Source organism: Glutamicibacter sp. HZAU, from assembly GCF_004100365.1.
GTDB lineage: Bacteria > Actinomycetota > Actinomycetes > Actinomycetales > Micrococcaceae > Glutamicibacter > Glutamicibacter nicotianae.
The window spans coordinates 345,054-372,023 of sequence record NZ_SCKZ01000006.1; the positions used below are offsets into that span (position 1 = coordinate 345,054).

Consider the following 26,970-nt stretch of genomic DNA (forward strand, 5'->3'; position numbering starts at 1 on the left):
AACCAGGAGGAACGGTTATGGGCATGGACAGCGCATGGCAGGAAAAGATCACCGTCGAACGTTTTGCTGGCAAGACGGTTGTGGTTACCGGTGCCGGTTCGGGCATCGGCAAGGCCACCGCGCTGCGCGTGGCCAAGGAAGGCGGCAAGGTGATTGCCGCGGACATCAGCCGCGAGCGGCTCGATGAGCTCGTTGCCGAGAACCCTGGCCTGGGCTTTGCCGTCGTGGCCGGCGACATCACCGACCAGGCAGTAGTGGACCAGGTCGTGGCAACCGCTGAAGGACGCATCGATGCCCTGGCCAATGTCGCGGGCATCATGGACAAGTTCGAGCCGATCCACGAGATCGAGGACGCGACCTGGGAACGCGTGATGAACGTGAACGTCAATTCCGTGCTGAAGCTCAGCCGTGCGGTGGTCCCGCTGATGCTCGACGCCGGGCAGGGCACCGTGGTCAATGTGGCTTCGGAAGCTGGCCTGCGCGGCTCGGCCGCCGGCGTCGCCTACACCGCCTCGAAGCATGCGGTCATCGGCATGACCAAGAACTCGGCGGTCATGTACGGGAAGAAGGGCCTGCGCTTCAACGCGGTGGCACCGGGCGCGGTGCAGACCAACATCGAGGCTCCGATGAATTCGGAATTCGCCCAGCAGGTGATCCCTCAGCTGATGGGCATCGTCCCGGGCATGGCCACGGCAAGCCAGCTCGCCGCTTCGATCACCTTCCTGCTCAGCGATGACAGCACCAACATCAACGGCGTGGTCCTGGCTTCGGATACCGGCTGGAGCGCCATCTAGCGAAGCCCGCCTTCAGGCGAGCCTCACTGCTTGGAGGTAGATCGTCTGGGGTGCAGTCCACGTGGATTGCACCCCAGACGTTTGTGTTCCCAGCGTTCCGGCAGCGCTCGGGAGCCCTTGTTAGATAGAGCTTCGAAGGCAGTCATGTCCGATACCGTAGCCGTACTGCTGATTGGTAGCAGAGCGCTGGACCCGGGCTGCGCCCGTCCGCTTCGCGAAAAGCCGTGCACCAGTGACGAAAACTGAAACGAACGGCTGACAGTTTTTAGGTGGCGACCGAACTGGGCCTAAGCTAAAAGCATGGTGGCCTACACCCGTGAGATGCTCCCCGCCGCCCGAGCCAACCTCGCCGCAGTGCTCGCCCTGGTCGAGAAAGGCAAGATCCGTTGCAGTGAGTCGACGAGCCGCCCGTCGGCGGCCTCCCAGCGCGCTATCGCCCAGGTGCTTGAGGGCGGGGATTTCTATCCGGACCATGAAATACAGGCCTTCGCGTGGCCGCTGCTGCTGCAAGCCGGCGGGCTCGCCAACGGGCCGAAGCTCGCATTGACCGCTCGCGGACGTGCCGCCAGAACGAAAGATCCAGACGAGGTCCTGCGCGCGCTGTGGGAGCCTTGGGTGGCCAAGGGCATCATCGACGAGCTCGCGCGACTGGAACAAATCAAGGGTCAACGCAGCGCCCATGTGCTATCCGCGCTGGGTACGCGCCGCCGGGCTGCGTCCACGGCTATCGAGTTGCTGGCGGTCGACGAGTTCGTGGAGATCGATAGACTTTTCGATCAGGTGACCGCGGTGGCGCCGTTCACCAGTGCGCGCACGGAACGGGCTACCTGGAAGTTCTACATTGAGCACCCCCAGTATGGATCGCTGGGCTACGCCGACTCCGACTTCCCTGGCGTGGTGGACCGCCGTTACCTGATGGCCCTGCTCTTCGAGTACGCCGCGACCCTGGGCGTTGTCGATGTGCGCTATGTGCGCCCCGAAGGCGCGCAAGCGGACGTGGAGCGCTTCAACCTGTATGATCCGAATGCACCGATAAGCCGCTATGACGGGCTGCTGCAAGTGCGGGCCACCTTACTTACGCGCGTCTAGCGAGCCTGCATTGGCGTATTGAACTTACGGCAGGTGCACGGCTTGCCTGTACTCGCGAAATTCAGATGAGCCGTCCTCCGGTGTTCTGCGATCGTTCGATTCCCTGTGTCCGGAACGGACATTTGTAGGAGGAGGCATGCCAAAAATTGCTAATGCCGCAGACACGGTTGCGGTATTGGAGACCTCTGATTGCAGAGGAATTGTTGCTTGCTTCGAAAACAGTCGTGATCCAATTTGATTCAGTAAAAGATACAAGTCGTGAACATGATTCGACGCTGACGATGGGTCGTCGCTAATGCCACTATCACTTGTGATCTGTCGGCAGAGCTGGGTATCAGAGTGCTCCACCTAGCTTCTGCATATCCCATTGAAGTTGCTCGAAGCGTGCCAGACGGGGATTCAGCTACCGTTATGTCCGGACCAGTGCTCAATTAGTCTTTGCTGGCCTTGTTGTTCGCTGAGCTCTGAGATTTCCGGATCAGACAAGTGCAGCTGATCTTTCAATGCACTGATCATCCATTCGGGAAGGGGCGATGCGAGGGCTGGCTCGGCCATTGCCTCAACTGATTCGTAGAGCCGACCCATTTGGATGATGACGTCCTTCAAAGGTCGAATTTTCGGGCTGTTGCCCATGCGTGCAACCCGTGAGGTGAGCTCCTCGTAGACTTCGCCATCTGAACGGGCGCCCACAGCCCAGATTTCCGAGATATCAAGAACGGGTATACCGGAGGCATCCTCGGTGATGCGCCAAACGATGCGCCAATCCCGGTCACCGACAACTAGCTTGCGAAAACCAACCAGGGCTCCAAGCAGTGGTTCACCGGCTTCAGGCGACTGTTCCAGAAACAGCATTCTCTTGAACACGGCACGGACGATCCGGGGGTCTTTTTTGTGAAGGCGATGTAGGTCGGACACTGCGTCTTCAGTTAGCCGAACAATACACAGCCGGTCTCGAGGCTGACTCACGAATCCCCTGACTTAGCTTCTTTGGCATTTTCTGCCTCCAACTCTGCGCGGTCCAAGTTGAAGAATTCCAAGGCTTGATCGAGGGTCGTGCGTGCACCGCTATCGGTGGCAAAGCGTGCCATAACCAATGCGGCGTCGCGAAGTGTCTCCCGGTCCTGTCGTAGTTGAGCGATTTCCTTGGCTGACACCACTTCGGCCACAACCTTGCCGTGACGCGACAAGACTGTATCGTGGCCTTCTTCAGCGGCCGCCACCAACGCTGAAAGGCCGGAACGGGAAGCTTCGGTGATGCTCATGGTAGTCATGCAAAAACTATATAGATTTCTACCTAGATTTTCAATGTCTGCTTAGTTCCCGTTCGGCGGCTTGGGAGCCTTAGCATTTATCAGCACGATGAGCGCAGGCCGGTAATTCATTTCATGTTGGCTAACGGCGATTACAGTTGTTCGTTTAAAGCTTGTCGTTCATGGTCAATAGGCTGCCGGCCTCACACTGAGTTCCTCACTTTCTACACTGAGCACGCCAGCTCATGCACTGAGGGCGGGCTTGGAATTGCCAGGGGCTCCATGCGTGATCTTGCTGCCGCCGGCAAGGAAGTTCTTTCATGCAATCAGACCGGGACGTAAGCTTTGCCTACGTAGAGGCGGGGTCCGCTTACTGAGATCATTGGGTTCAAGCGTCCCACCGATTTAACTCCGGCAGAATTGAGAGCACTCGCAAATGAGCATGGAAAGCGCCGCCTGGCATTCGCTGTGGAAGCTGTCGGGGGACAAAGGCAAGGCCTATGCTCCCACCACTCCCAAGCGGGTGCTGAAGTTCGCCTCCAGCTACAAGTCCCGCCTGCTGGTCTTCGTCATCTTCTCCATCCTGGCCGCCGTGCTGGCCGTGATCACCCCGGTGCTCGCCGGACGGGTAGTCGACGAGATCGTCGCGCAATCCGGCATCCGCACGATCGTCAACCTGGCGCTGCTCATGGCGGTGATCGCGATCCTGGACGCCGTGGTTTCAGTAGTCGTCCGCTGGTTCTCCTCGCGCCTGGGCGAGGGAATCATCTATGACCTGCGCACCGCGGTCTTCGACCATGTGCAGAAAATGCCGGTGGCGTTCTTCTCCCGCACCCGGACCGGTGCGCTGGTCAGCCGCTTGAACAACGACGTCATCGGCGCGCAGTCAGCCTTCGCCGGAACGCTGTCCGGCCTGGTCTCCAACACTGTGGCGCTGGTGCTCACCGCGGGCGTCATGTTCACCACCTCGTGGCAGGTCACGCTGATCGCGCTGGTTCTGCTTCCGATCTTCCTGCTGCCCGCCCGCCATTTCGGCAAGTCCGTGGCCCTGCTGCGCCGCGAATCCGCGGAACTGAATGCAACCATGGGCAACCAGATGACCGAGCGCTTCTCCGCGCCCGGCGCCACCTTGATCAAGCTGTTCGGCCGCCCCAAGGACGAGTCCGAGCAGTTCGCGCTGCGCGCCGGCAAGGTGCGCGATATCGGCGTGAAGATGGCCATGCGCCAGTTCTACTTCGTCGCCGCGCTGACCCTGGTGGCCGCCCTGGCCCTCGCACTGGTCTACGGACTGGGCGGCATGTATGCGGTGCGCGGCGATCTGGCCGCCGGCGACGTGGTGGTTTTGGGCATGCTGCTCACCCGCCTCTACACGCCGCTGACCGCACTGGCCAATGCCCGTGTGGAAATCACCAGCGCGCTGGTCAGCTTCGACCGTGTCTTCGAGGTGCTGGATTTGGAACCGCTGATTGCCGATGCGCCGAACGCCCGCCGGCTTGAGGCCGGGTCGGTGCCGGTGAAGTTCAACCACGTGAACTTCTCCTACCCGAGCGCGGACAAGGTTTCGCTGGCCTCGCTGGAGGAAGTGGCAGTGCTTGACACCCGTGGCGGCGAGGAAGTCCTGCATGATATCGATTTCGAGATCCCCGCGGGACAGACCTTTGCGCTGGTCGGTTCTTCCGGTGCCGGCAAATCCACCATCGCCTCGCTGCTGGCCCGTCTCTACGACGTGGACTCGGGCAGCATCGAACTGGCCGGCCAGGACATCCGCCAGCTCAAGCTGGACTCGCTGCGCGGGTCGGTTTCCATGGTCACGCAGGACGGGCACTTGTTCCACGAGTCCATCCGCTCCAACCTGGCCTTGGCCCGTCCGGAAGCGACCGACGAGCAGATCTGGGAGGCGCTGGAGCGCGCCCGGCTCAAGCCGGTGATTGCCGCCCTGCCCGATGGACTGGACACCGTGGTGGGGGAGCGCGGCTACCGGCTTTCCGGCGGCGAACGCCAGCGCATGACCATTGCCCGCCTGCTGCTGGCAGCTCCCCAGGTGGTCATCTTGGACGAGGCCACCGCCGCGCTTGACTCGTCGAACGAGGCCGCGGTGCAGGCGGCGCTGGGCGAAGCGCTGGAAAACCGCACCGCGCTGATCATCGCCCACCGCCTGTCGACCATCCGCTCGGCAGACCAGATCCTGGTCGTGGAGGGCGGACGCATTCTCGAGCGCGGCACGCACAGCGAGCTGCTGGCACTGGGCGGTCGCTACAGCGAGCTGCATGAAACCCAGTTCGCGCAGTAGCGCGCCGGTTCGGCGGTTCCGGAGGTGATCAGGTACCAGCTGGAATTGCCGCCTGCCTAGTCGGCGGCTGCCACCAGCTGGCGGCCCAGTTCGCGGGCAGCGTCCTGCAGTACCGGCACGGCCTTCTTCGTGAAGGCCTCGTCGACTCTGGTCACCGGGCCGGAGACCGAAATTGCCATCGGCGTGGGTGCGCCCGGAACCGGCACGGCGATGCAGCGGACGCCCAATTCCTGCTCTTCCTCGTCGACGGCGTAGCCGCGCTCGCGGGTCGCCTCGACATCGGTGAACAGCTTGCCCAGGGTGGTGATGGTGTTGGCGGTCTTCGGCGGCATGCCCGCCTGCGAGACCAGGCGCTGCACGCGCTCGTCATCGAGCACCGAGAGCACGGCCTTGCCGACCCCGGAGTTGTGCAGCATGGCGCGGCGGCCTACTTCGGTGATCATGCGCATCGAGTGGGCTGACTGGACCTGGGCGATGTAGGTGACCATATCGCCATCGAGCACGGCGATATTCGCCGATTCGCCCAGCTTCGCGACCAGTTCCTTCAGTGCAGGGGAAGCCAGAGCGCCCAGCTGGCGGTTGGCGACCTCGCCGAGGCGGATCAGCCGCGGGCCCAGCGAGTAGCGGCGATTGGGCAGCTGGCGCACGTAGCCCACGCCCACCAGGGTGCGCAGCAGCCGGTGGATGGTCGGCAATGGCAGGGGAGTATCGGCGGCGAGCTCGCTGAGCGCTGCTTCGCCGCCGGCCCGCGCGATGACTTCCAGGAGCTCAAAAGCGCGTTCGACGGACTGGACGCCGCCGGTGGTGGACTTGCTGGCAGTCTGCGTCATCTTTGCTCCTTGTGCAGGCAGTGGTTTTCGGAAACGGACTGCGCATTACTTCTACGATGCGAAATCCTTGTCCCAAGAATAGCGCAGAATCGGCCATTTCTTCCACGATCCGATATTAAGCCGTCAAAAAATCGTGCCCCGCGCCACAAAACACTCTTGCATTTTCATTTTGAGGATAATAGTATCCACTATACGGAAAACTTTTACAGGAGGATCAGATGGCGGCACCAAGCCCGGGATATTCACTCACGCTTCGCGTCCAGACGCCTGCGTCGATTACCGCAACCAGCGAGCTGGCCGGCGCGGTCGGCTCGGCCGGCGCGCACATCACGGCCTTGGACGTCACCGAGTCCAACCACACCCACATGGTGGTGGACGTTTCCTGCAACACCACCGATGTAGCCCACGGCGAGACCGTGCGCGCGGCGCTGGACAACCTCGACGGCGTGAGCGTGCGCAACGTCTCGGACCGCACCTTCCTGATGCACCTGGGCGGCAAGCTCTCGGTCACCCCCAAGGTGGCCCTGCGCAACCGCGATGACCTCTCCCGCGCCTACACCCCCGGTGTTGCCCGGGTCTGCATGGCCATCGCCGAAAACCCGGCCGACGCGCGCAACCTGACGGTCAAGCGCAACACCATTGCCGTGGTCACCGACGGATCGGCAGTGCTGGGCCTGGGCAATATCGGCCCCGCCGCGGCCCTGCCGGTGATGGAAGGCAAGGCCGCGCTGTTCAAGCAGTTCGCCGATGTCGATGCCTGGCCGGTCTGCCTGGACACCCAGGACACCGAGGAGATCATCAAGATCGTCAAGGCGCTGGCCCCGGTCTACGGCGGGGTGAACCTCGAGGACATCGCCGCCCCGCGCTGCTTCGAGATCGAAGCGCGGCTGCGCGAGGAGCTGGACATCCCGGTCTTCCACGACGACCAGCACGGCACCGCAATTGTCACGCTGGCCGCATTGCTGAACGCGGTGAAAGTCGTGGACAAGAAGATCGAGGACCTGCGCATCGTGGTTTCCGGTGTCGGCGCGGCCGGCAACGCGATCATCCAGCTGCTCATGGCCCGCGGCGCAAAGAACATCATCGCCTGCGGACGCAACGGCGCGATCAGCCGCAATGAGAGCTACACCGATGCGCACCGCATCTGGCTCTCTCAGAACACCAACCCGGAGAACTTCACCGGCACCCTGAAGGAAGCCGTCGTTGGCGCAGATGTCTTCATCGGCGTCTCGGCCCCGAACGTGCTGGACGAAGCGGATATCGCCGCCATGAACGAGCGCGCCGTCGTCTTCGCCATGGCCAACCCGGATCCCGAGGTGGACCCGGAGATTGCAGGCCGCCACGCCGCAGTGGTCGCCACCGGGCGCAGCGACTTCCCGAACCAGATCAACAACGTCCTGGCATTCCCAGGTTTCTTCCGCGGGCTGCTGGATGCAGGCGTCACCGAGATCACCGACGCCATGCTCCTGGCCGCCGCGGATGCCATTGCCGCCCGAGTCAGCGAATCAGAGCTGAACCCAGGATTCATCATCCCGTCGGTATTCGACCCACAGGTCGCCTCCGATGTCGCACTGGCGGTGCAGGACGCAGCCGCCGCCAAGTAGGCGCCGCGCAGCAAGACCCAAGGGTGCATGTCAACGCACCCTTTCAATGGAACAGAGCACAAGAGGTTAAGGAACAACCCATGAGTATTGAAATCACCAGCATCCCCGATGTCGCCGATGCCCAGCAGATCCTCTCCGACGAGGCGCTGGCCTTCATCGAGAAGCTGCACCAGAAGTTCGCCGGCACCCGCGACGAGCTGCTCGCCGCCCGCGGCGTGCGCCGCGAGGAGTTCTCCGCCGCCAAGTCCATCGACTTCGACCCGCAGACCGAATCCGTGCGCACCGGCGACTGGAAGGTCGCCGAAGCGCCCGAGGCGCTCAAGGACCGCCGCGTGGAGATCACCGGCCCGGCCTCCCCGGCCAAGATGGCGATCAACGCGCTGAACTCCGGCGCCAAGGTCTGGCTGGCAGACCTGGAAGATGCCTCGACCCCGAGCTGGTTCAACGTCATCGACGCGATTTCCAACCTCTCGGCCGCCGCCCGCGGCACCCTGGCCTTCACCGATGCGAAGACCGGCAAGTCCTACGCCCTGCACACCGACGCACCGCGCGCCGTCGTGGTGGTCCGCCCCCGCGGCTGGCACCTGCCGGAGAACAACGTGCTCATCGACGGCAAGCCGGCCGTGGGCGCGCTGGTGGATTTCGGCCTGCACTTCTTCCACAACGCGAAGGTGCTCGCAGAATCCGGCCAGGGACCGTTCTACTACCTGCCGAAGATGGAGCACTACCTGGAATCGCGCCTGTGGAACGAGGTCTTCACCTTCGCCCAGGCCGAGCTGGGCATCGCCCACGGCACCGTGCGCGCCACCATGCTCATCGAGACCATTCCGGCCGCCTTCCAGATGGAAGAGTTCCTCTACGAGCTGCGCGAGCACGCCTCGGGCTTGAACGCAGGCCGCTGGGACTACCTGTTCTCCATCATCAAGACCTTCCGCGAAGCCGGCGAAGCGTTCATCATGCCCGACCGCTCGGCGGTGTCGATGACCGCGCCGATGATGCGCGCCTACACCGAGCTGCTGGTCAAGACCTGCCACAAGCGCGGGGCCTTCGCCATGGGCGGCATGGCCGCGTTCATCCCGAACCGCCGCGAACCGGAAGTCACCGCCGCCGCCTTCGAGAAGGTCCGCGCAGACAAGACCCGCGAGGCCAACGACGGATTCGACGGCTCCTGGGTGGCCCACCCGGACCTGGTCGAGCTGTGCAAGGAGATCTTCGACGCGAAGCTCGGCGAGAAGCCGAACCAGCTGGACCGCCAGCGCCCGGAGGTCGAGGTCAGCGCAGCCCAGCTGCTCGACGTGGCCAGCGCCCCCGGCGATGTCACCGAGGCCGGCGTGCGCGCCAACCTCTACGTGGCCGTGGCCTACACCGCCGTCTGGCTCTCGGGCAACGGCGCGGTCGCCATCCACAACCTGATGGAAGACGCCGCCACCGCAGAGATCTCGCGCTCGCAGATCTGGCAGCAGATCCGCAACCAGGTGGTCGCCGCCGACACCGGCAACACCATCACCGCGGAACTGGTGGCAGGCATTCTGGCCGAAGAGGTTGAACGCCTGCGCTCGGAGGTCGACAATGAAGAGCACTTCAACGCCTACTACCAGCCGGCCGCAGAATTGATCGCGAAACTGACCAGCGGCAAGGATGAGGACTTCGCAGACTTCCTCACCACCCCTGCCTACGAACTCTTGGAAAAGGAATACGTGACCAAGCCATGAGCAACACCTTCGATGAGTCCACGCTTGCAAGCGTAGAAGCCAAGCTGGCAGCCACCGACCGGTTGCTGGAAACCTCCTACCCGGGAGAAACCGGGGCCCGCCAGCCGGTGCACACCGTATATGTCCCGGGGGACAAGTACAGCGCGGATCTGCCGGCAACCTGGGGCGCCAACGCCCTGGCCGCTGCCGGCAATGCCGCCGGACTGGCCCAGCTGGCAGCCACGCTGGACCTGGCCGAGCCCGAACGCCTGGGCGAACTGGTGGCAGCGAAGCTGGCAAGCGAACCCATCGAAGATCTGCGCCTCGATTTCGAGGACGGCTACGGCAACCGCACGGATGCCGAGGAGGACGCAGCAGTGCTTGCCGCGGCCGACTCGGTGTCCGCGGCGGTAGCCGCCGGCAAGGCCCCGGCCTGCATCGGCATCCGCTTCAAGTGCTTCGAGGCCCCCACCCGGACCCGCGGCATCCGCACACTTGACCTGTTCATCTCGCGCCTGGTCGCCAACGGCCCGCTGCCCGAGGGCCTGCGCCTGACCCTGCCGAAGGTCACGACCGTTGACCAGGTCGAAGCCATGGTCCTGCTGGCCGAGAAGCTGGAAGAAGCCCACGGCCTGGAAGCTGGGCGCATCCGCTTCGAGGTCCAGGTGGAAACCCCGCAGGTGATCATCGCCGCGGATGGCAGCCACCCGGTCGCCACCTTGATCCATGCCGGCAGGGGCCGGGTTTCCTCGCTGCACTACGGCACCTACGACTACTCCGCCTCGCTGGGCGTGGCCGCCGGCTACCAGTCAATGGAGCATCCGGTCGCCGACTTCGCCAAGGACGTCATGCAGGTGGCCGTGGCCGGCACCGGCGTGGAACTGTCCGACGGTTCCACCAACATCATCCCGGCAGGCGACCCGGAGAACATCGCGGCCGCCTGGGAACTGCACGCCCAGCTGGTCTCCCGCCACCTGGCCCGCGGCATCTACCAGGGCTGGGACATGCACGAGAACCAGCTGGCCACCCGCTACCTGGCCACCTTCGCGTTCTTCCGCGAAGGCCTGCAGGCCGCCGGCACCCGGTTGCGCAACTACGTCCACCGGATCAACTCGGCCATCATGGACGAGCCGGCCACCGCACGCGCCCTGGCCCGCTACATCCACCGCGGGGTCGCCTGCGGTGCGGTCACCGCCGACGAGGTCACCGAACTGGCCCAGATCACCCTGCCCGAACTCGAGGCGATCGCCTTGAACCGCTCCCACGCCTAAGGACTACACCATGACTGTTCCTGCCATCCAGAATTCCTCGTCCTACTACTCGAACTTCGGCGGCCACCCGCCGCAGAGCGACCTGCTCACCGACCGCGCCATCGTCACCGAGGCCTACACGGTCATCCCCAAGGGCGTGCTGCGCGACATCGTCACCAGCGTCTTCCCCGAGTGGACCAACACCCGTGCCTGGGTGCTGAACCGCCCGGTAGCCGGCGGGGCCACCACCTTCGCCCAGTCCATCGTGGAAGTCGCCCCCGGCGGCGGTGCCGACAAGCCGGAACCGCAGGCCGAGGTGCAGGGATTCATCTTCGTGCTCACCGGCCAGCTGACCTTGGTCATCGAGGGCACCGAGCATGTGCTGGTGGACGGCGGCTTCGCCTACCTGCCAGCCGGCGCCACCTGGTCGGCCCGCAACGACGGCACCGAGACCGCCAGCTTCCACTGGCTGCGCAAGCGCTACGAAGTCCTGGCCGGCGTCGCCGCTCCGGGTCCGGTCGTCGGCAACGAACGCGATATCGAGCCTGGCCCGATGCCGGGTACCGATGGCAAGTGGCGCACCACCCGCATGCTCGATCCCGAGGATGTGGCCTTCGACTTCGGCGTGAACATCGTGACCTTTGAACCAGGTGCATCCATCCCGTTCGCTGAAACCCATGTCATGGAGCACGGCCTGTACGTGCTGGCAGGCAAGGGTGTGTACCGGATGAATGGCGACTGGGTCGAGGTCGAGGCCGGGGACTACATGTCCCTGCGCGCCTTCTGCCCGCAGGCTTGCTACGCCGGTGGGCCGGAGAACTTCCGCTACCTGCTCTACAAGGACCAGAACCGCCAGATCGCGTTGTAAGCGTTCATTTCCAGAGACTGCCGGGGCCGCACCCCGCGCTGACCCGCCGACTATCGGCGCACCGTGTCCATTTCATGTTCCAGTGATGTTTCCTTTGCTCGGACATGGTGGGCTGACGGCCGGGTCGCGCGGGATGCGGCCTCCGGTTTTGGGTTCCCGGCTGTTGCCTGAGGACCAAACGATTATCAGGACCCATGCACCACAAATATCGGCAATATCGGTTGGCATCCGGGCAGGCGAGGGAAGCGCGAAATCAGCCAACGTTGGCTGTCTTGGGAGTGGGGGCTTATCTCTGCACCCGTGAGGAGCATGAAATCGTCCAACGTTGGACGATTCCAAAGTGGAGGTCATGCACGACAGGCGTGGGCAGCACTTTAGTTGTGTCCGCAGGAAAGACATGGATACGGGTTCGCCTTTCTGCCGGCAAATTCGGACTGGCGCTACGCTTCTGCTGAGATCATGTGTTGATGCTCCACAGGATCGATGACCTGACCCGAGCGTTCGCCAGTGGACAGGGGCAGCAGGATGAATCATTTGCGTGCCCGTAATCGGTGAAAACATCCGCTATCTGTAATTGTTGTGCTCTCCGAAGATCAGAAAATCCGAGTGATTCAAGGGATCGAAGGCCGTCGTTTGTAATTGTTGAAACGGGCCAGGTAATTGTTGGTAACTAAATGTTGCTCCGCTACGACCAGGTCTCCAGTTGTGGTGCGCACCGTCGTGGTGACCTTCCCCGACCAGTCCAGAGCGGTCAGGCACGTCGGTTCGCCGCTCCAAAGCAAGCCGTTTTCCGGCTATCCGCTGAAGATCAGCCGCCACATGTGCGTGCGGTGTGGTGAGTGAAAATTTATGGTTTCAACCTCGCGCTTCTGTGCCGCCGGGGCAGAAGACCCGAGGGGTGTCGCAACCCCCTAGTTCGATGCCCAACGTGGCCAATGATTGGTCCCAGGGAATGCGTTCCTGCTCAAGGCGCAGTCCGCCTTGGATGCGCAACAATTCTTAGGCCTCGACCTCGTTGGGCAGCAATTCTGCAGACGCCGCCCGGGTCAGCCCTTGGCATGGGGTGTCGCCAGCTGCGCGAAGCGCTGGAGTTTTCCGGGGTCCATCATCACTGATCGGGCATCGAGCCGCACGCTGCGCAATGACGCCAGGATTGCCAGTCCATCCAGATCAACATCGCCCCAGTACAGCACCTCGATACGCACCACCCAAGGAATCGGAGCACATAGCGTACGTCATAACCGCCGCCGTGCAGAGCGATGACCCCGGGCAGTTCGGGCAGGGACAGCAGCGTCTGCAGGTTCTCTACGATTAGTACGGCCGGACGCCATTCAATAGTGGTATCGGGCTTGAAGGATGATCAAGTCTTCTTCGATCACGATGTAGACCAGTCGGTGTTCGTCGGTAATCCGACGGGACCATGAGCCGGAGGCCCCGTATTTCAGCTGTTCGGGCTTTCCAATCCCTTGGAAGGGATCCGGAAGGCATGCTTCGATCAAGGTGTTGACTCTCTTGAGAACGCGCCGGTCGGCCGTTTGCCAGTGGACGTAGTCGTCCCATCCTGCCCGATCCCAGACGAGCCGCACTTATTCGTCCCAGTCGAGCTCGTGGGTCTCTGTTATTCCCGACCGTGCACGTTCGTAGGCATCCAAGAGCCGCCGGGCATTGGCTGGCGAGCGGAAGAGGTACGCGGTCTCTTGCCATGCTACGTATTCATCTGCTGCCATGAGAACAGCATTTCCCTTGCGTGACACGATTTCGACAGCTTGGCGATCATAGTTGACTTGTTCAATCAATGGAAATAGCGTCTTGCGGGCTTCGCTTGCACTGATGGACATCTCGGACTCCTTCCACTACTTGCCGTACCACTTAATGGTGCGACTTAACTGCGGTGTGGGGAAGTGCCCGTCCGACTGGAAAGCCCCGTGCAACTGCGCCGCGAGGGGCGGCGCCGCTAAGGGAACGCGCCAATAGGCGTGTAACATCTCCAGTAAGTCCAGCGTAATTAACGGCCAAGTCAGGCATGTTCCTTGGCGATTGAGGTCGTCGCCAGTTTTGCAGCATGATTCACATTGACATTTGCCGGCGGACTCTTAGATGGCTCAGGCAGACGTGGAAATTTTCAAGTCGAGTGAGACCGAGGGCCGTAGATGCCCTCGATGCCAACCTGCTAACGTCAGCCCCGCACCAGCTAGAACCCTTCAGCAGCAGGCTCGTCCGCGGCATCTGCTGCATCGCTGCTCAAGATCAGCCGCCGTTCCAACCGGGTGAGATTCCTCGGCGAAGGATCTTCGCGGGCTGGTTCCAAGGCCGCCGCCAACGCTTCGCCGACCACCGTCTCAACCAGACCCATGCCTACTGCGACCAGCGCGTCATCGGCCGGGTCGCTGTGGGGAGTGGCTTGCGCGAAATGGATCTGCCGGCCCACCATATTGACTAGGAAGCGTTGCGTGCCTTGAGCGGTGCGCAGCTTCACGTGCCCCTTGAGCCGGTAGGCCGCGGCCGGCGGTTGCTCGAGCAGATCCAGTAAGGCACCCGGGTCTGCCGCTTCGGGGCAGCGCACCGTCACCGCGTTGGCATGCGGAGCATGTTCGTGGTCGTGGTGCGGGCGGGAGGCGGCTGCCAACGGCAGCTCGTCGATCGGGTCTTCGTCCAAGGCGATGTCGAACACCAACTCGGGGTCTATGGCGGCGTGCGAGGCCGGGATGATGGCCACGTGCGGGTTGACGTCCCGGATCCGTCCGTTGATCCGCTCCAACACCGCGTCGCGGTGCTCCGGGGCAATGCGATCCAGCTTGTTGACCACCACCATGCTGGTGGCGCTGAAACGTGCCGGGGCCATCGCAGCGGTATCCACGGTGTGCTCATGCTCCACCGCGTCGATCACGTCGATAATGCCGCCGAAGCGCACCCCGTGGGCCTTGCCAAAGCGCAGCAGCCGGTCCACGTTGATCGGATCCGCGGCGCCGCTGGCCTCCACGATGATGGCATCCAGGCGCAGCCGCGGCTGGCCCAGCTTTTCCAGCAACTCATCCAGGCCGCTGCTGTCGGACAGGCAGCAGACGCAGCCGCCGGCAATGGATTCGGCCGCATCGATCTGGCCGGTGATCAGCCCGGTATCCACGTTGACCTTGCCGATGTCATTGATGATGACCCCTACCCGGGTGCCCGGGCGGGTCAGCAAGCGGTTGAGCAGGCTGGTCTTGCCTGCACCCAGATATCCGGTCAGCACGATGACAGGGATCAATGCCGGCTCCTTTTCAGATCGACAAGCAGGCCGATTCCATTCTCCTCGCTCGGCAAACCGTTGCCGCGTGCTGACACGCCTGCCAGGCAGTGGTTACCAGGCAGGCAATTCAGGAATCGGTCCGTCGGCCTCGATGTGCCGGGCCTGGCCGCGGGCCAGCCATTCAATCAGGCCTTCGCGGTCCGAGCGCACCTTCAACGCGCCATCGCCGATGACCCATTCATCGCCCTCTTCAGTCACCAGCGTCATGCCCGGGGCGTTCTTCACGCGCATGGTCCGCACGGCGGCTTCGACGGCGTTCTCCTGGGAATCCGGATCGGCTTCCTCGATGGTCCAGGCGGTATCGAGATCGTGGTGGTGGATGACCACCTCGGCGATGCGCAGCGCCACGATGGAGGTCGCCGGAATGATCTTTCCGTGAAGGTCCACCTCTTCGACGGCTAAATCGCCGCTGAGCCGTTCGCACTGCTCGGCGAAGTAGGCGGCCGCGTCCTGGAACTTCTTGACCAGTTCCTCGCGCGGCAGGGCTGCCAGCTCGTTGATCTCCGCATCGCGGGCCGCGCGCGAGGCGTAGAGTTCCTGCGGTTCTCCGCTGGTGGCCCAGTCGATGAGCTTGACCAGGCTCCGGCCGTTGGAGGCCAGGTGCGCGATGACATGCGCACGGCTCCAGCCTTCGCACAGCGAGGCGGCAGCCATTTCTTCGGTGGACAGGGTCTCGATCGTGGCCGACATCATCGCGGTTTCGCGGCTGAGTCGTGACAGGTCCGAGTGCAGACGGGCAGTGTTGATCATGAAGTCACCCTACCAATGCGGGCTCCGAAGCAGCACTGGTTACGACATAGATAGTGAATGCGACTCGATTCATATGCGCACGGTTTGGGCTCCATCTGCTCGGGCAATTCTGATTTGGAAAAACACGCGTCCGGCATGCTTCTTCAGCAACCGGCAGCCACGTAGCCTTGGGAATAAAGGCAAACGACCAGGAAAGCAGTCTGATGGCGAAGAAAAAGAAGAAGCAGAAGCCCAAGCAGGGGCATCCGGCACGCCTGCAAGCGGGCGTCGTCTCCATGGACCGCGTGAAGGTCGGGCGAGGCCTGGACGCGCTCACTCCGCAGTTCGTGCAGTGGTCCGCTAAATACCGGGATGACCCCGAAATGTCGATGATGCTCCTTGCCACTGTGCGCGAAACCCTGGGCATCTACGCCGAAGTCGTCGGCTTGGACAAGGTGACCGATTTCGACCCGCCAAAACTGCTATCAGTGCTCAGCTCGATGATTGAATTTGAGGAAGCCGAAGATCCCGGGGCCGCTTCCAGCGGACTGGGAACCATGATTTTCATGGCTTGGTCGGACTACGCGGAGTTCCTGCGCGATTCAGGCCTGTGGAAGCGCGAACCCGAAAGCCTGGAGTGGTTCCTGGAGGCACTGGAAGCCCACGATCCGTTCGGCGAGGATGCCGATGCCGCCGGCAATGACGAAATTGACGAGATCATGGCATCCGACGAAGCGTCGGCAGCCGCACTGGCAGAGATTGCTGCCATGCCCATCAGCAAGCTGGGCCGCGCTGTTTTGCCGTGGCTCCTGGGCGAAGGCAATAAGCTGTGGGGCAGCATGCCGGTCGACGAATTCATGGAAACTGCCGCAGCGGCGCTCGCCGATTACATGCCTGCGGGTGTCCACGAATCCCGTCATCCCGTGGTGTTGGGCGTAGTGCTCATGGCGCTGGAATCGGTCAATGCCATCAAGCTGCCCGACAAGGGCAAGCCTGAACGCGGCTTGATGTACGAAGACATCATGAAGCATGAGGATGCCGACGCCTTCGAGGCGAATTTCTACTTCATCCAAGCCTGCCTGGACTTGTTCATGGAAAAGCCTGAGGGCATGGAGGAAGCCAGCCTCCAAGCCTGGGGACTAGCCGCCTTGTGGATCGTCGAGGGAATCGACGGCAACCCGCATCGCGTGGATGCCCCGCGAGATGACCAGTGGTCTCCAGAGGTTTGGGAAACCGCGCACGTGCACCTGCGTGAGCTGAGCTCGCTCGGCCTTCTCGAAGAGGGCGAAACCTACTCTGTGCCCGCGATTGTCCGGCTTGCGATTACCGACGTTGAGAATGACCTGCTCGATGACGGAGATGAATTCGACGATGCGGAGCTCGACGCGTTGTTCGGACCGGAGGGCGACGAGCCGAAACGCCTGAAGCGCGAGGAGCCCTACACCGGCAAGGTGCTGCAGCTGAAGCTGACCCTCAAGGAGGCCAAACCGCCGATCTGGCGACGTGTGCTCGTGCCGATGGACCTGAACCTCGGCGACCTGCACGACATCATCCAGGCGAGCTTTGACTGGTACGACGGGCACCTGCACATCTTCTACGAGGGCGGTTTCGGCGGAACCTCATATGGTCCAGAGATTGACGACATGGATTACGAGAAGAATGAAGCGGAAACCCTGGTTTCTTCGCTGCTGAAGAAGGAAAAAGACCGCCTGGATTACATATACGACTTCGGTGACGGCTGGGAAATCCGCATTGACGTCGAGAAGGTCCTGGATGCTGATGATGGCCAGCTGCCACGTTGCACCGGAGGCCGGCGCATGGCCCCGTTGGAGGACAGCGGCGGGGTCGGCGGCTGGGAAGCCAAGCTGGAAATTCTCGAAGACCCGACGGACCCGGAATACGAGGAAGTCAAAGAGTGGCTCTCCGGCTTCGGCGGCGACGAGGAAGACGAAGTTGATCCGGCGTATTTCAGCAAGGAAGACATCAACGCCCACCTGGAGCTCGAGTTCTAGGAAATGCCGCGGCACGTCAAACTGCCCTGCTCGATTCAATTGCATGAATCGGGCAGGGCGGTTTGCTTGGTGCGAGTGAGTGACTCTTCCGGGATCTAGCTGACGGCGCCGGACTCGGACGGCACTTCGAAGGCGGCCAGCGGCTCGGCGCCCTCATGCGAGTGGCCCCAAGAGCTTTCCTCGGTGATCTCCTCAAACGTGTAGTAGTTTTCGTCCACGAGCATGCCGTCGGTGCCGTACTCGATGTCCCAGCCGCCCGGTGCGCGGGCGTAGAAGGTCACCATGTGGTCGTTGATGTGCCGGCACACGGTGTCCAGGACCTCGACCTCCACCATCAATTTCATTGTCGCTGGAGCGTCGTTGCCTGAGGAGCCTGTGCTAGGCGCGGCCGCCTGGAGGGCCCAGGATCAGCATGACGGTGAAGATCAGTGCGACGATCACGACCGCGGTCACCGCAGTCAGAATTGGGCGGCCAACCATCCAGCGGAACAGCGTGTCGATCCATTTGTCATCGTCGGGGTGGTCGCTCTTGGTTGTGCGCCATTCGCCTTCCAGCCGTCCCTGTTTTTCCAAGCGGCGTTCATAAGGAATGGTCAGGTAGGGGACCACCGAGGTAGCCGCGGCCAGTACGATGGATCGCTTGCTCCAGCGCTGGTTGATGCCGACCAGCACGCCGGTGGCGACATAGGAGAGGAAGACGAAACCGTGCACGAATCCGGCGATGGAAACCGGCCAGTCGCCCACCTTCACGACATACTTCAGGATCATGGCGATGATCAGCAGCGTCCAGGTGACTGCTTCGGCCCTGGCAACGATGCGGAATAGGGTGCGTGGTGACATTGCTCGATTTCTGTCCCTCGGAATTGCGAATTAACCGGTTCTCAATTCAGAACCCATCCGAGTCTAGCGGTCATGCCTGTGCGCGTCATTTGAACGTGGGGCAGGCCTTGATCCAAGCCAGAAACGATAAGAAGCCAACCCGCCCGCAACGGAATATCCGTCGGACGAGATGTCCGTGGCAGTCCGGCTCGGCAATTCGCCCACGCGCTGGCGTTGCGTTCTAGATGGCATGGGTGAACGAGGCATCCGGGTGTAGTTCATTGTCGAGATTTGTGTGTTGCGGTACTCGTGGCAACTCAGCCGAATGATCGCTGCCGTGCCTGCCGGGCTAGTCATGAAAACGCCACGGAGGCCGGGCTGCAAAGTTGCAGTCCGGCCTCCGTGGTGTCAATAAGCAGGGGCGCTTGTCGAACTAGCTGCTTGCGCAGCCGGTCCTAGATTTCCGGGCGGCCGTCCAGCGCGGCCCCATGCGGAGTCGCACCGCCTTCATCGGTCCAGTCCTGGCCAACTTCGTCATTCAATGCAGGGTCGGAAATGGTATCGGGCTCTTCGGCTTCTGCCTTGTTCAGCAGTGCTTCAGGGTTGTTCTCGGTCATGAATCCATCCCTTTCGTTGGTTGGATTGCCAACCTAGCAAGGATCAGCGGACTTCAAAACCTGAATGGCGCCATTTTCAGCAAGCCTTGAGCAATCATTCAGCGCGCTTGGGTTGGTGGCACAGTCGAAGCGCGGACTACGAGCTTGGGCGTGAAAACGAACTGCTCGCGGACCGCTTTATCTCCCGCTTCAGCTTCGCGGAGCAACACGTCAACAGCGGTCCGTCCGATTTCTTCGGCAGGCTGTCGCACGGTTGTAATCGGAATGATGGCAGACTCGGCGAAGTCAATATTGTCGTATCCCACCAGAGCAATATCATCGGGCACGCGCACCTCGTCGGACATAATCAAGGCCTGCAATATACCCAGGGCAAGCAAGTCATTGGCCGCAAAGATGCCGTCGGGGCGTTGCGCGGGGTCCATGGCAAGAATGCGCTCTCCGGCCGAGCGGCCTTCCAGCACCGTAAGGTTTTTGGTGGGCAGATGCTCCAGCATGGCATCCGGGACCTGGGCCAATACGGACTGGGCCCCCGATAAACGGTGTTGGACCTGTTCGATGGTCTGTGGCCCGCCGACGAATGCAATCCGCCTTCTCCCGATATCCAGCAAGTGCCGTGCAGCGATTCTCCCACCTTCCACGTCGTCAACGGAGACTGAGGAAAAGCTGCGGTCACCGCTTCCGCGGTCCACCAGAACCACTGGCGTGCCCGATTCCCGGATCCGCCAGAGCCGGCTCAGGTCACTGTGCAGGGGAGAGATGAGTACTCCTGCTACACGTTGTTCTTCAAAGAGGTCCAGCAGCTGCTGTTCGGTGCTCAGCGAGTTATCGCTGGCGCCCATCAGCACGGTGTAGCCGTTGTCCAATGCGCGATGCTGGGCGCCTTGGGTGACATCCATGAAGAATGGGTTGCGTGCATCGAGGACGACCAGCCCGAAGCTCCGGCTGTGTCCGGCGCGCAGTTGCCTGGCTGCATCGTTGCGGACAAAGCCAAGTTTCTCGATAGCTGCGGTGACCTTGGAAATGGTGCGTTCGGAAACTACCTGCGGCCGGTTGAGCACGTTGGAGACAGTGCCCACTGAAACGCCCGCTTCGGCGGCAACTTCCTTGACGCTGACGGACACGGATCTTTCCTGTTCTTCGGTGAGATGTTCTTCTGTGAGTATAACTGGAGCGCGGGTAAGAACGGGAACTTCGAAGTCTTTTTGAAATGATTCAAGACTATCGTTCAAACCTGTTTGTGATCGCTTGCAATTCAAGTGTGAGCTGCTCTACACTCGAATCTCGAAGCGATTGAAACGATTCATTTTGATGTGAAGGGAATCAAATCGCACAGTTTTACCCACCGATTCCAGCGGCCAGAAAGAGTAGTACGATGCGAATCTGCTTCCAACTGCAGGTCAAGCACGATCTGATTGACGAGTACGTGTCGAAGCACAAGGAAGTGTGGCCACAGATGCTTCAGGCCATTGAACAATCAGGACGCCGGAACTACTCCCTGTTCCTTCGGGAAGATGGATTGCTGATCGGCTATTACGAGACCGACGACGATGCTGCTTCGCAAGCCGCCCTGGACTCGGATCCACGCACAGCAGCTTGGGAAGCCGAGATGGCGGACTTCTTTGTCTCTCTTGCCGGCAGGCCCGACCAGGGAGCGCCGCGCCTGAGTGAAGTCTTCAATCTCGAGGACCAGTTGGCCGCGGCAACGCACTAGCTGCGCCGCCAGCTTTCAACACACGTACACACTCACGACAGAACGGAGAGATCCATGGGCGCAAAGCTGAGCCCCGAGATCCTGACCACACTAGAACGTCTGGCCATCGAGGTACCTTCATGGGCCTATGGCAACTCCGGCACCCGTTTCAAGGTTTACGGCACGCCGGGCACCCCGCGTGATCCGTTTGAAAAGATTGCCGATGCGGCCCAGGTGAACCGCCTGACAGGACTGGCCCCCGCCGTTGCCCTGCACATTCCTTGGGACAAGGTCGAGGACTACGCCGTTCTGCGTCGGCATGCCGAGGATCTGGGTGTCCAGCTGGGCACCGTCAATTCCAATACCTTCCAAGATGACGACTACAAATTCGGTGCGCTGACCCACGAGGATCCTGCGATCCGCCGCAAGGCCATCGACCACCACCTCGAATGCATCGACGTCATGAACGCCACGGGTTCGCAGGACCTGAAGATCTGGTTGGCCGAAGGCTCCAACTACCCGGGCCAGGCAGACATGCGTGGCCGTCAGGACCGTCTTGCGGACTCGCTGGCAGAGATCTACGCAGGCCTGGGAGACAACCAGCGCTTGGTTCTCGAATACAAGTTCTTCGAGCCGTCTTTCTACCACACCGATGTTCCGGATTGGGGCACGTCCTACGCCCAGGTCGTGGCACTGGGGGAGAAGGCCATGGTCTGCCTGGACACCGGCCACCATGCGCCGGGCACGAATATCGAATTTATCGTGATGCAGCTGCTGCGTCTGGGCAAGCTGGGATCGTTCGACTTCAACTCGCGATTCTACGCGGACGACGACCTCATTGTTGGTGCAGCTGATCCGTATCAGCTTTTCCGCATCATGGCCGAGGTATATCGCGGGGGTGGGCTCGAAGAGAATACCCCGATCACCTTCATGCTCGACCAGTGCCACAACGTCGAGGACAAGATCCTGGGCCAGATTCGCAGTGTACTAAATGTGCAGGAAATGACCGCGCGGGCATTGCTGATCGACAGGGTCGCGCTGACCGAGGCCCAGCTTTCCGGCGACGTGCTGAAGGCCAACGAGATCTTCATGGATGCCTTCTACACCGACGTGCGAGAAGAACTGGCGCAGTGGCGCGCCTCGTGCGGGTTGCCTGCAGACCCGATGGAAGCCTTCCGCGCCTCGGACTACCAATCAACTATTGAAAACGAACGCACTGGCGGCGTACAGGCAAGCTGGGGAGCATAACGATGACTACCGTTGCAAAGAAGCGCGGCATCTCCGGATGGAAAGCCACCATTGCCGTGGCAATGAGCAATTACATCGAAGCCGGAGCCATCATTGCGCTGGCCACCAGCCTCAGTCTTTGGCAGGGTGCCTTCGGATTCGATGATTCGCTGGTCGGTGTGATCGCTGCCGTCTCGGCCAATGCCTTCGGCGCTGCTCTAGGCGCATTGATCGGTGGTCCGCTGTGCGACCGACTGGGACGCAAGTTCATCTACACATACGATCTGATCTTGTTCATGATCGGTGCCCTGATGATCACCTTCTCCTCGGGTACTAGCCTGCTGATCATTGGCGTGGTTCTCATGGGTATCGCCGTCGGCGCTGGTGTGCCGGCCTCGTGGACCTACATCGCTGAGGAAGCCCCTCAGGAATCGCGTGCGGCGCACGTGGGCACCGCCCAGCTGGCGTGGTCGATTGGCCCCGCTATCGGTTTCGCCCTGGCTATTTTGGTGGAGCCATGGGGCGTCAACGGATCCCGCGTGATCTTCTTCCACCTGTTCGTCATCGCGGCAGTGACCTGGTGGGTGCGCCGTGGGCTGCCTGAATCGACCCGCTGGAAGGAACAGCGCGAGGCAGAGCTGGCTAGCGGCGTGAAAGTATCCTTCTTGTCCGGCATGCGCGGGCTGCTGGCTGATCGACGCAACTGGAGCGCGCTCTTCTTCCTGCTCGGAGTCTATGGGCTGTGGAACACCGTGGCAGGCCAGGCTGGCATCTTCCAGCCGCGGGTCTACGAGGCCGCTGGTGTCGAATCGGCGACCCAGCAGAACCTGCTTCAGGTCCTTGTCTGGGTGCTGACCGCGGCAGCCACCTATTTCGGGTTCATGAAGTATGGGGACAAGGTCTCCCGCCGTTGGCTGTACTTCGCCGGCGCCTTGCTGGGTGTCGTAGCTTGGGTCGTGCTGATCTTTGCCCCTCCCGGCACCTTCTCGCTGCTGTTCTACGCGGTGGCTTGGGGCATCTCTGCCGGTATCGGCGCACAGGCATTCTACGGGCTGTGGACCGCGGAGCTCTTTGCCACGCGCTATCGCGCCAGCGCACAGGGGGTGCTGTTCATGCTTGCCCGTGTGTTGGTAGGCCTGCTCTCACTCGTGTTCCCAGTGTTGCTCACCAGCTGGGGCTTGGAAAAGCTGGGCCTGCTGATCATCGGCCTGCTGGTAGTCGCCTTGCTGATCGGCACCATCTGGGCGCCGGAAACTCGCGGCAGGTCGCTGGAGGAGATCGAGCTGGACCGTTACGGATATGAAACCAGGGCTTCCAAAATCGAGGCCTGAGAACGTCTGCTCCCAATGCAAATTAACGAGTCGGAAGACAAGAACACCATGAGCAACACCATCGCGACACGCACCACCGCACAGGAACTGATTCAACGATCCAACCGGTTGGGTGCGAATAAGAAAAACACCAATTACGCCGGAGGCAACACCTCGGCAAAGGGCACAGTCACCGACCCTGTCACCGGTGAGGGCATTGAGCTGCTCTGGGTCAAGGGATCGGGTGGGGACCTCGGCACCTTGACCGAAAAGGGTCTGTCCACCCTTCGCTTGGACCGAATGCGTGCCTTGGCCAACGTCTATCCTGGCGTGGAACGCGAGGACGACATGGTCGCGGCGTTCGACTACTGCCTGCATGGAAAGGGCGGCGCCGCGCCGTCCATCGACACCGCCATGCATGGGCTAGTCGACGCTAACCATGTGGACCATCTGCACCCGGACTCGGGCATCGCGATCGCCACCGCCGCCAATGGCCGCGAACTGACCGCAAAAATCTTCGGCGACAAGGTTGCCTGGGTGGACTGGCGCCGTCCGGGCTTCCAGTTGGGCTTGGACATCGCCGCCATCAAGGAAAGCAATCCGCAGGCCGTTGGCTGCATCCTGGGTGGACACGGCATCACCGCCTGGGGTGAGACCTCCGAGGAATCCGAAGCGAATTCGCTGTGGATCATCGACACCGCCGCGGCGTACATCGAAGAGCACGGAGCCGCCGAACCATTCGGTCCGGTCGTAGCGGGTTTTGAAGCTCTCCCCGCTGAGCAGCGCACTGCTCGCGCCGCCGCGCTGGCCCCGACCATTCGCGGGCTTGCCAGTACCGACAAGCCGATGGTCGGCCATTTCACCGATGACGAGCGCGTGGTGGACTTCCTGTCACGTGAGAAGCTTTCGCAGCTAGCAGCGTTGGGCACTAGCTGCCCGGACCACTTCCTGCGCACCAAGGTCAAGCCGATGGTTCTGGATCTGCCGGCAACTGCCAGCGTGGAAGAACAGCTGGATCGCCTGAAAGAACTCCACGTCCAATACCGTGCGGACTACCAGGCCTACTACGACGCGCATAAGGACGAGAACTCACCGGCCATGCGCGGCGCGGACCCGTTGATTGTCCTGGTTCCCGGTGTCGGCATGTTCTCCTTCGGAGCGAACAAGCAAACCGCACGCGTAGCCGGCGAATTCTACCTCAATGCCATCAACGTGATGCGCGGTGCCGAGGCGCTGGATACCTACACCCCGATCTCCGACGCAGAGAAGTTCCGCATCGAGTACTGGGCCTTGGAAGAAGCCAAGCTGCAGAGAATGCCCAAGCCGAAGTCGCATCAGGGGCGAATTGCGCTGGTCACCGGTGCAGCTTCAGGTATCGGCAAGGCGATCGCCAAGCGCCTGGCCGCTGAGGGCGCCTGTGTCGTCATTGCCGACCTGGATCTGGCCAAGGCCCAAGCAGCGGCCGTTGAACTCGGCGATGCGGATGTCGCCATCGGCGTGGCCGCGAACGTGGCGGACGCTGCTGCCGTACAGGCCGCCATTGACCAAGCGGTACTGGCCTTCGGTGGGTTGGACTTGGTGGTCAACAACGCCGGGCTTTCGCTGTCCAAGTCGCTGCTGGAAACCACTGAAGCCGACTGGGATCTGCAGCACGATGTCATGGCCAAGGGCTCTTTCCTGATCTCGAAGGCGGCAGCCAAGGTGCTGATAGACCAGAAATTGGGCGGAGATATCATTTACATCTCCTCCAAGAACTCGGTCTTTGCCGGCCCGAACAACATTGCCTACTCGGCGACCAAAGCCGATCAGGCGCATCAGGTGCGTTTGCTGGCCGTCGAGCTGGGCGAGCACGGAGTCCGTGTCAACGGCATCAACCCTGATGGCGTGGTGCGCGGTTCGGGCATCTTCTCTGGAGGCTGGGGTGCACAGCGTGCCGCCACCTACGGAGTAGCCGAAGAAGACCTCGGTCAGTTCTACGCCAACCGCACTATCCTCAAGCGCGAAGTCGTACCTGAAAACATCGCAGATGCGGTGTATGTGCTCACCGGGCCGGAACTGACCCGCACTACCGGCTTGCACATCCCGGTGGACTCCGGAGTGGCGGCGGCGTTCCTGCGATGAGCCGCGAGTTTCAATCACCCGTCGCTGCGATTGACCTGGGCGCCACCAGCGGCCGCGTCATGATCGGCGAGTTGGCGGACGGCAAACTCAAGCTGCAGCTGATGCACCGCTTTGCCAACGGTCCGGTGCCCTTGTCCTCGCTGGAGGACAGCGCACCAGCCGAGGCCCTGTCCTGGGACATCGACGATCTGTGGGTGCAGATTCGCCACGGTTTGTCGTTGGCCTTTGCGCAGCGTCCGGACATCGCCGCTATCGGGGTGGACTCGTGGGCTGTGGACTATGCGCTGCTGGCCGACGGCCAGCGGCTGGGGCAGGTGCGCCACTACCGGGACCCGCGTAATGAGCGCGCAGTGCCGGAGCTGGAGAAGCACTTCGACCGGGCTGAGCTCTTCGATCGCAACGGTCTGCAGTTCCTGCCCTTCAATACCGTGTACCAGTTGGAGGCGGAGCGCGCGCAGTCGCGGTTGCGGGACGCGGATGCACTGCTTCTCGTACCCGACTACATTAACTGGCTGCTGACCGGAGTCGCGCGCTGCGAGTGGACAAACGCGTCCACCACCGGGCTGCTTAACCAGCGCACCGGTGGTTGGGATGAGCAGCTTGCCTCCCATCTGGGTGTAGACGGTAAGCTGCCCGAACTGATTCGTCCGGGCCAAGTGGTGGGGACGCTGCTCCCGCATCTGGCTGCCGAGCTAGGTGCCGAGTTGGAGGTGAAAGTGGTGGCGGTGGCCTCGCACGACACTGCCAGTGCCGTGGCCGCGACTCCTCTGGCAGGCCCGCGCTCGGCGTACGTATCCTGTGGAACCTGGGGGCTGGTAGGTGTAGAACTCAATGCTCCGGTACTCAGCCGAGAAGCGCAACAGGCTGGTTTTACCAATGAGCTGGGGCTGGAGCAGAGTGTTCGATTCCTCAAGAACGTGACTGGGACATTCCTGCTCAGCGAGTCCATCCGTCACTGGAACGAACAGTCCGCCCAGTCCGGCGAGCCGGAAACCAGCCTTGAAGAACTGCTGGTCCAAGCCCAGGCCCTACCGGTCCCTGAGGTGCTCATAAACCCTCAGGACGAGCGATTTTTGGCGCCGGGACGGATGCCGCAGCGCGTGAGCGAAGCCGTTGTTGCGGCAGGCGGGGTGGCACCGTCTACCCGCGCGGAGCTGATCCGCGTCATCATAGAGTCCTTGGCGTCCAGTTTTGCCACCCAAGCAATGGCGGCTGCGGCGTTCGGCGGTTTCGAACCGGAGAGCATCCATATTGTCGGGGGCGGTTCGCAGGGCAATTTGCTGTGCCAGCGTACCGCGGATCTTGCGAGGGTTCCGGTAGTTGCCGGGCCTGTGGAGTGCACCGCATTGGGCAACGTGTTGGTGCAACTGCGCTCGCTGTCCGGAAGCCAGATGAACTTGCGCGAACTGGTCCGTGCGTCGGTGGAACTTGAAATTTATGAGCCTGAGAAGGCCGAAAGTCTGGCCTAGATCCGTGTGGGCATCTAGGTC

Annotated in this window: 24 protein-coding genes and 1 pseudogene; 13 read left to right on the forward strand and 12 right to left on the reverse strand. The window is 62.0% G+C overall.

What is annotated here, in order from left to right:
• Nucleotides 1-17: 17 nt before the first annotated feature.
• On the forward strand, nucleotides 18-794 hold the full coding sequence (locus tag EKH49_RS11395) for an SDR family NAD(P)-dependent oxidoreductase (RefSeq protein WP_128470923.1): 777 nt from the start codon (nucleotides 18-20) through the stop codon (nucleotides 792-794).
• A gap of 300 nt (nucleotides 795-1,094) precedes the next feature.
• Nucleotides 1,095-1,883, forward strand: a complete 789-nt coding sequence (locus tag EKH49_RS11400; protein ID WP_145964444.1) for a hypothetical protein — start codon at nucleotides 1,095-1,097, stop codon at nucleotides 1,881-1,883.
• Between the two features lie 399 nt (nucleotides 1,884-2,282).
• Here EKH49_RS11400 and EKH49_RS11405 read toward each other — a convergent pair whose 3' ends face one another.
• Both EKH49_RS11405 and EKH49_RS11410 read right to left on the reverse strand, forming a co-directional pair.
• Nucleotides 2,283-2,849, reverse strand: a complete 567-nt coding sequence (locus EKH49_RS11405; protein WP_128470925.1) for a type II toxin-antitoxin system RelE family toxin — start codon at nucleotides 2,847-2,849, stop codon at nucleotides 2,283-2,285.
• Nucleotides 2,846-3,154 (reverse strand): type II toxin-antitoxin system Phd/YefM family antitoxin, encoded by a 309-nt coding sequence (locus EKH49_RS11410; RefSeq protein ID WP_201739600.1) that lies wholly within the window; start codon nucleotides 3,152-3,154, stop codon nucleotides 2,846-2,848. Before EKH49_RS11410 ends, EKH49_RS11405 begins: the two co-directional genes overlap by 4 nt.
• 415 nt (nucleotides 3,155-3,569) lie before the next feature.
• Between EKH49_RS11410 and EKH49_RS11415 the strand changes: the two genes are divergently transcribed.
• Entirely contained in the window at nucleotides 3,570-5,423 is a 1,854-nt protein-coding gene (locus tag EKH49_RS11415) for an ABC transporter ATP-binding protein (protein WP_128470926.1), read from the forward strand.
• Between the two features lie 56 nt (nucleotides 5,424-5,479).
• Here the strand turns inward: EKH49_RS11415 and EKH49_RS11420 are convergent, their stop codons facing one another.
• Nucleotides 5,480-6,253, reverse strand: coding sequence for an IclR family transcriptional regulator (locus EKH49_RS11420; RefSeq protein WP_128470927.1), 774 nt, complete (start codon nucleotides 6,251-6,253; stop codon nucleotides 5,480-5,482).
• Nucleotides 6,254-6,471: 218 nt separating this feature from the next.
• On the opposite strand from EKH49_RS11420, the gene EKH49_RS11425 reads away from it, so the two are divergent.
• The 4 genes from EKH49_RS11425 (at nucleotide 6,472) to EKH49_RS11440 (ending at nucleotide 11,666) form a co-directional block, all read left to right on the forward strand.
• Nucleotides 6,472-7,857, forward strand: a complete 1,386-nt coding sequence (locus EKH49_RS11425) for an NAD-dependent malic enzyme (RefSeq protein WP_066142974.1) — start codon at nucleotides 6,472-6,474, stop codon at nucleotides 7,855-7,857.
• Between the two features lie 80 nt (nucleotides 7,858-7,937).
• On the forward strand, nucleotides 7,938-9,569 hold the full coding sequence (gene aceB / locus EKH49_RS11430) for a malate synthase A (RefSeq protein ID WP_128470928.1): 1,632 nt from the start codon (nucleotides 7,938-7,940) through the stop codon (nucleotides 9,567-9,569).
• Nucleotides 9,566-10,819, forward strand: coding sequence for a DUF6986 family protein (locus tag EKH49_RS11435; protein ID WP_128470929.1), 1,254 nt, complete (start codon nucleotides 9,566-9,568; stop codon nucleotides 10,817-10,819). The genes aceB and EKH49_RS11435 overlap by 4 nt, the downstream gene beginning before the upstream one ends.
• 10 nt (nucleotides 10,820-10,829) lie before the next feature.
• A complete protein-coding gene (locus tag EKH49_RS11440; protein WP_128470930.1) occupies nucleotides 10,830-11,666 on the forward strand; it encodes a bifunctional allantoicase/(S)-ureidoglycine aminohydrolase in 837 nt (278 codons plus the stop codon).
• A 1,046-nt stretch (nucleotides 11,667-12,712) separates the two neighbouring features.
• Here EKH49_RS11440 and EKH49_RS17185 read toward each other — a convergent pair.
• The 5 genes and pseudogenes from EKH49_RS17185 to EKH49_RS11470 form a co-directional block, all read right to left on the reverse strand.
• Nucleotides 12,713-13,002: pseudogene (locus EKH49_RS17185) on the reverse strand (Wadjet anti-phage system protein JetD domain-containing protein).
• Nucleotides 12,998-13,252: a Txe/YoeB family addiction module toxin gene (locus EKH49_RS11455; protein ID WP_128470932.1), complete on the reverse strand. Its 255-nt coding sequence runs from the start codon at nucleotides 13,250-13,252 to the stop codon at nucleotides 12,998-13,000. Before EKH49_RS11455 ends, EKH49_RS17185 begins: the two are co-directional and overlap by 5 nt.
• Nucleotides 13,253-13,504 (reverse strand): type II toxin-antitoxin system Phd/YefM family antitoxin, encoded by a 252-nt coding sequence (locus EKH49_RS11460; RefSeq protein WP_128470933.1) that lies wholly within the window; start codon nucleotides 13,502-13,504, stop codon nucleotides 13,253-13,255. It abuts the gene before it with no gap.
• A 353-nt stretch (nucleotides 13,505-13,857) separates the two neighbouring features.
• Entirely contained in the window at nucleotides 13,858-14,913 is a 1,056-nt protein-coding gene (locus EKH49_RS11465) for a CobW family GTP-binding protein (protein ID WP_128470934.1), read from the reverse strand.
• Nucleotides 14,914-15,006: 93 nt separating this feature from the next.
• Complete coding sequence (locus tag EKH49_RS11470; RefSeq protein WP_128470935.1) at nucleotides 15,007-15,705, reverse strand: maleylpyruvate isomerase family mycothiol-dependent enzyme; 699 nt, start codon at nucleotides 15,703-15,705, stop codon at nucleotides 15,007-15,009.
• A gap of 203 nt (nucleotides 15,706-15,908) precedes the next feature.
• Between EKH49_RS11470 and EKH49_RS11475 the strand changes: the two genes are divergently transcribed.
• Entirely contained in the window at nucleotides 15,909-17,696 is a 1,788-nt protein-coding gene (locus EKH49_RS11475; protein WP_128470936.1) for a plasmid pRiA4b ORF-3 family protein, read from the forward strand.
• A gap of 95 nt (nucleotides 17,697-17,791) precedes the next feature.
• On the opposite strand, the gene EKH49_RS11480 is transcribed toward EKH49_RS11475, so the two are convergent.
• The 4 genes from EKH49_RS11480 to EKH49_RS11490 form a co-directional block, all read right to left on the reverse strand.
• Nucleotides 17,792-18,040 (reverse strand): hypothetical protein, encoded by a 249-nt coding sequence (locus EKH49_RS11480; protein ID WP_201739601.1) that lies wholly within the window; start codon nucleotides 18,038-18,040, stop codon nucleotides 17,792-17,794.
• 34 nt (nucleotides 18,041-18,074) lie between these two features.
• Entirely contained in the window at nucleotides 18,075-18,536 is a 462-nt protein-coding gene (locus EKH49_RS11485; protein WP_128470937.1) for a DUF3817 domain-containing protein, read from the reverse strand.
• Nucleotides 18,537-18,970: 434 nt separating this feature from the next.
• Nucleotides 18,971-19,132 carry a hypothetical protein gene (locus EKH49_RS16580; RefSeq protein WP_161567510.1) on the reverse strand — a complete coding sequence of 54 codons (162 nt, stop codon included), beginning with the start codon at nucleotides 19,130-19,132 and terminating at the stop codon, nucleotides 18,971-18,973.
• Nucleotides 19,133-19,230: 98 nt separating this feature from the next.
• Nucleotides 19,231-20,388 carry a LacI family DNA-binding transcriptional regulator gene (locus EKH49_RS11490; protein ID WP_330857431.1) on the reverse strand — a complete coding sequence of 386 codons (1,158 nt, stop codon included), beginning with the start codon at nucleotides 20,386-20,388 and terminating at the stop codon, nucleotides 19,231-19,233.
• A gap of 116 nt (nucleotides 20,389-20,504) precedes the next feature.
• On the opposite strand from EKH49_RS11490, the gene EKH49_RS11495 reads away from it, so the two are divergent.
• Genes EKH49_RS11495 through EKH49_RS11515 form a run of 5 tightly spaced genes read left to right on the forward strand, consistent with a single transcriptional unit; the run spans nucleotide 20,505 to nucleotide 26,949 of the window.
• The gene (locus EKH49_RS11495; RefSeq protein WP_128470938.1) at nucleotides 20,505-20,843 is read left to right on the forward strand and encodes an L-rhamnose mutarotase; all 339 of its coding nucleotides are present in this window, start codon (nucleotides 20,505-20,507) and stop codon (nucleotides 20,841-20,843) included.
• Between the two features lie 54 nt (nucleotides 20,844-20,897).
• Entirely contained in the window at nucleotides 20,898-22,070 is a 1,173-nt protein-coding gene (rhaI, locus tag EKH49_RS11500; protein WP_128470939.1) for an L-rhamnose isomerase, read from the forward strand.
• Between the two features lie 2 nt (nucleotides 22,071-22,072).
• A complete protein-coding gene (locus EKH49_RS11505; protein ID WP_201739602.1) occupies nucleotides 22,073-23,380 on the forward strand; it encodes an MFS transporter in 1,308 nt (435 codons plus the stop codon).
• A 48-nt stretch (nucleotides 23,381-23,428) separates the two neighbouring features.
• Nucleotides 23,429-25,480: a bifunctional aldolase/short-chain dehydrogenase gene (locus tag EKH49_RS11510; RefSeq protein ID WP_128471028.1), complete on the forward strand. Its 2,052-nt coding sequence runs from the start codon at nucleotides 23,429-23,431 to the stop codon at nucleotides 25,478-25,480.
• Nucleotides 25,477-26,949 carry a rhamnulokinase gene (locus EKH49_RS11515; RefSeq protein WP_128470940.1) on the forward strand — a complete coding sequence of 491 codons (1,473 nt, stop codon included), beginning with the start codon at nucleotides 25,477-25,479 and terminating at the stop codon, nucleotides 26,947-26,949. Before EKH49_RS11510 ends, EKH49_RS11515 begins: the two co-directional genes overlap by 4 nt.
• Nucleotides 26,950-26,970: the final 21 nt, after the last annotated feature.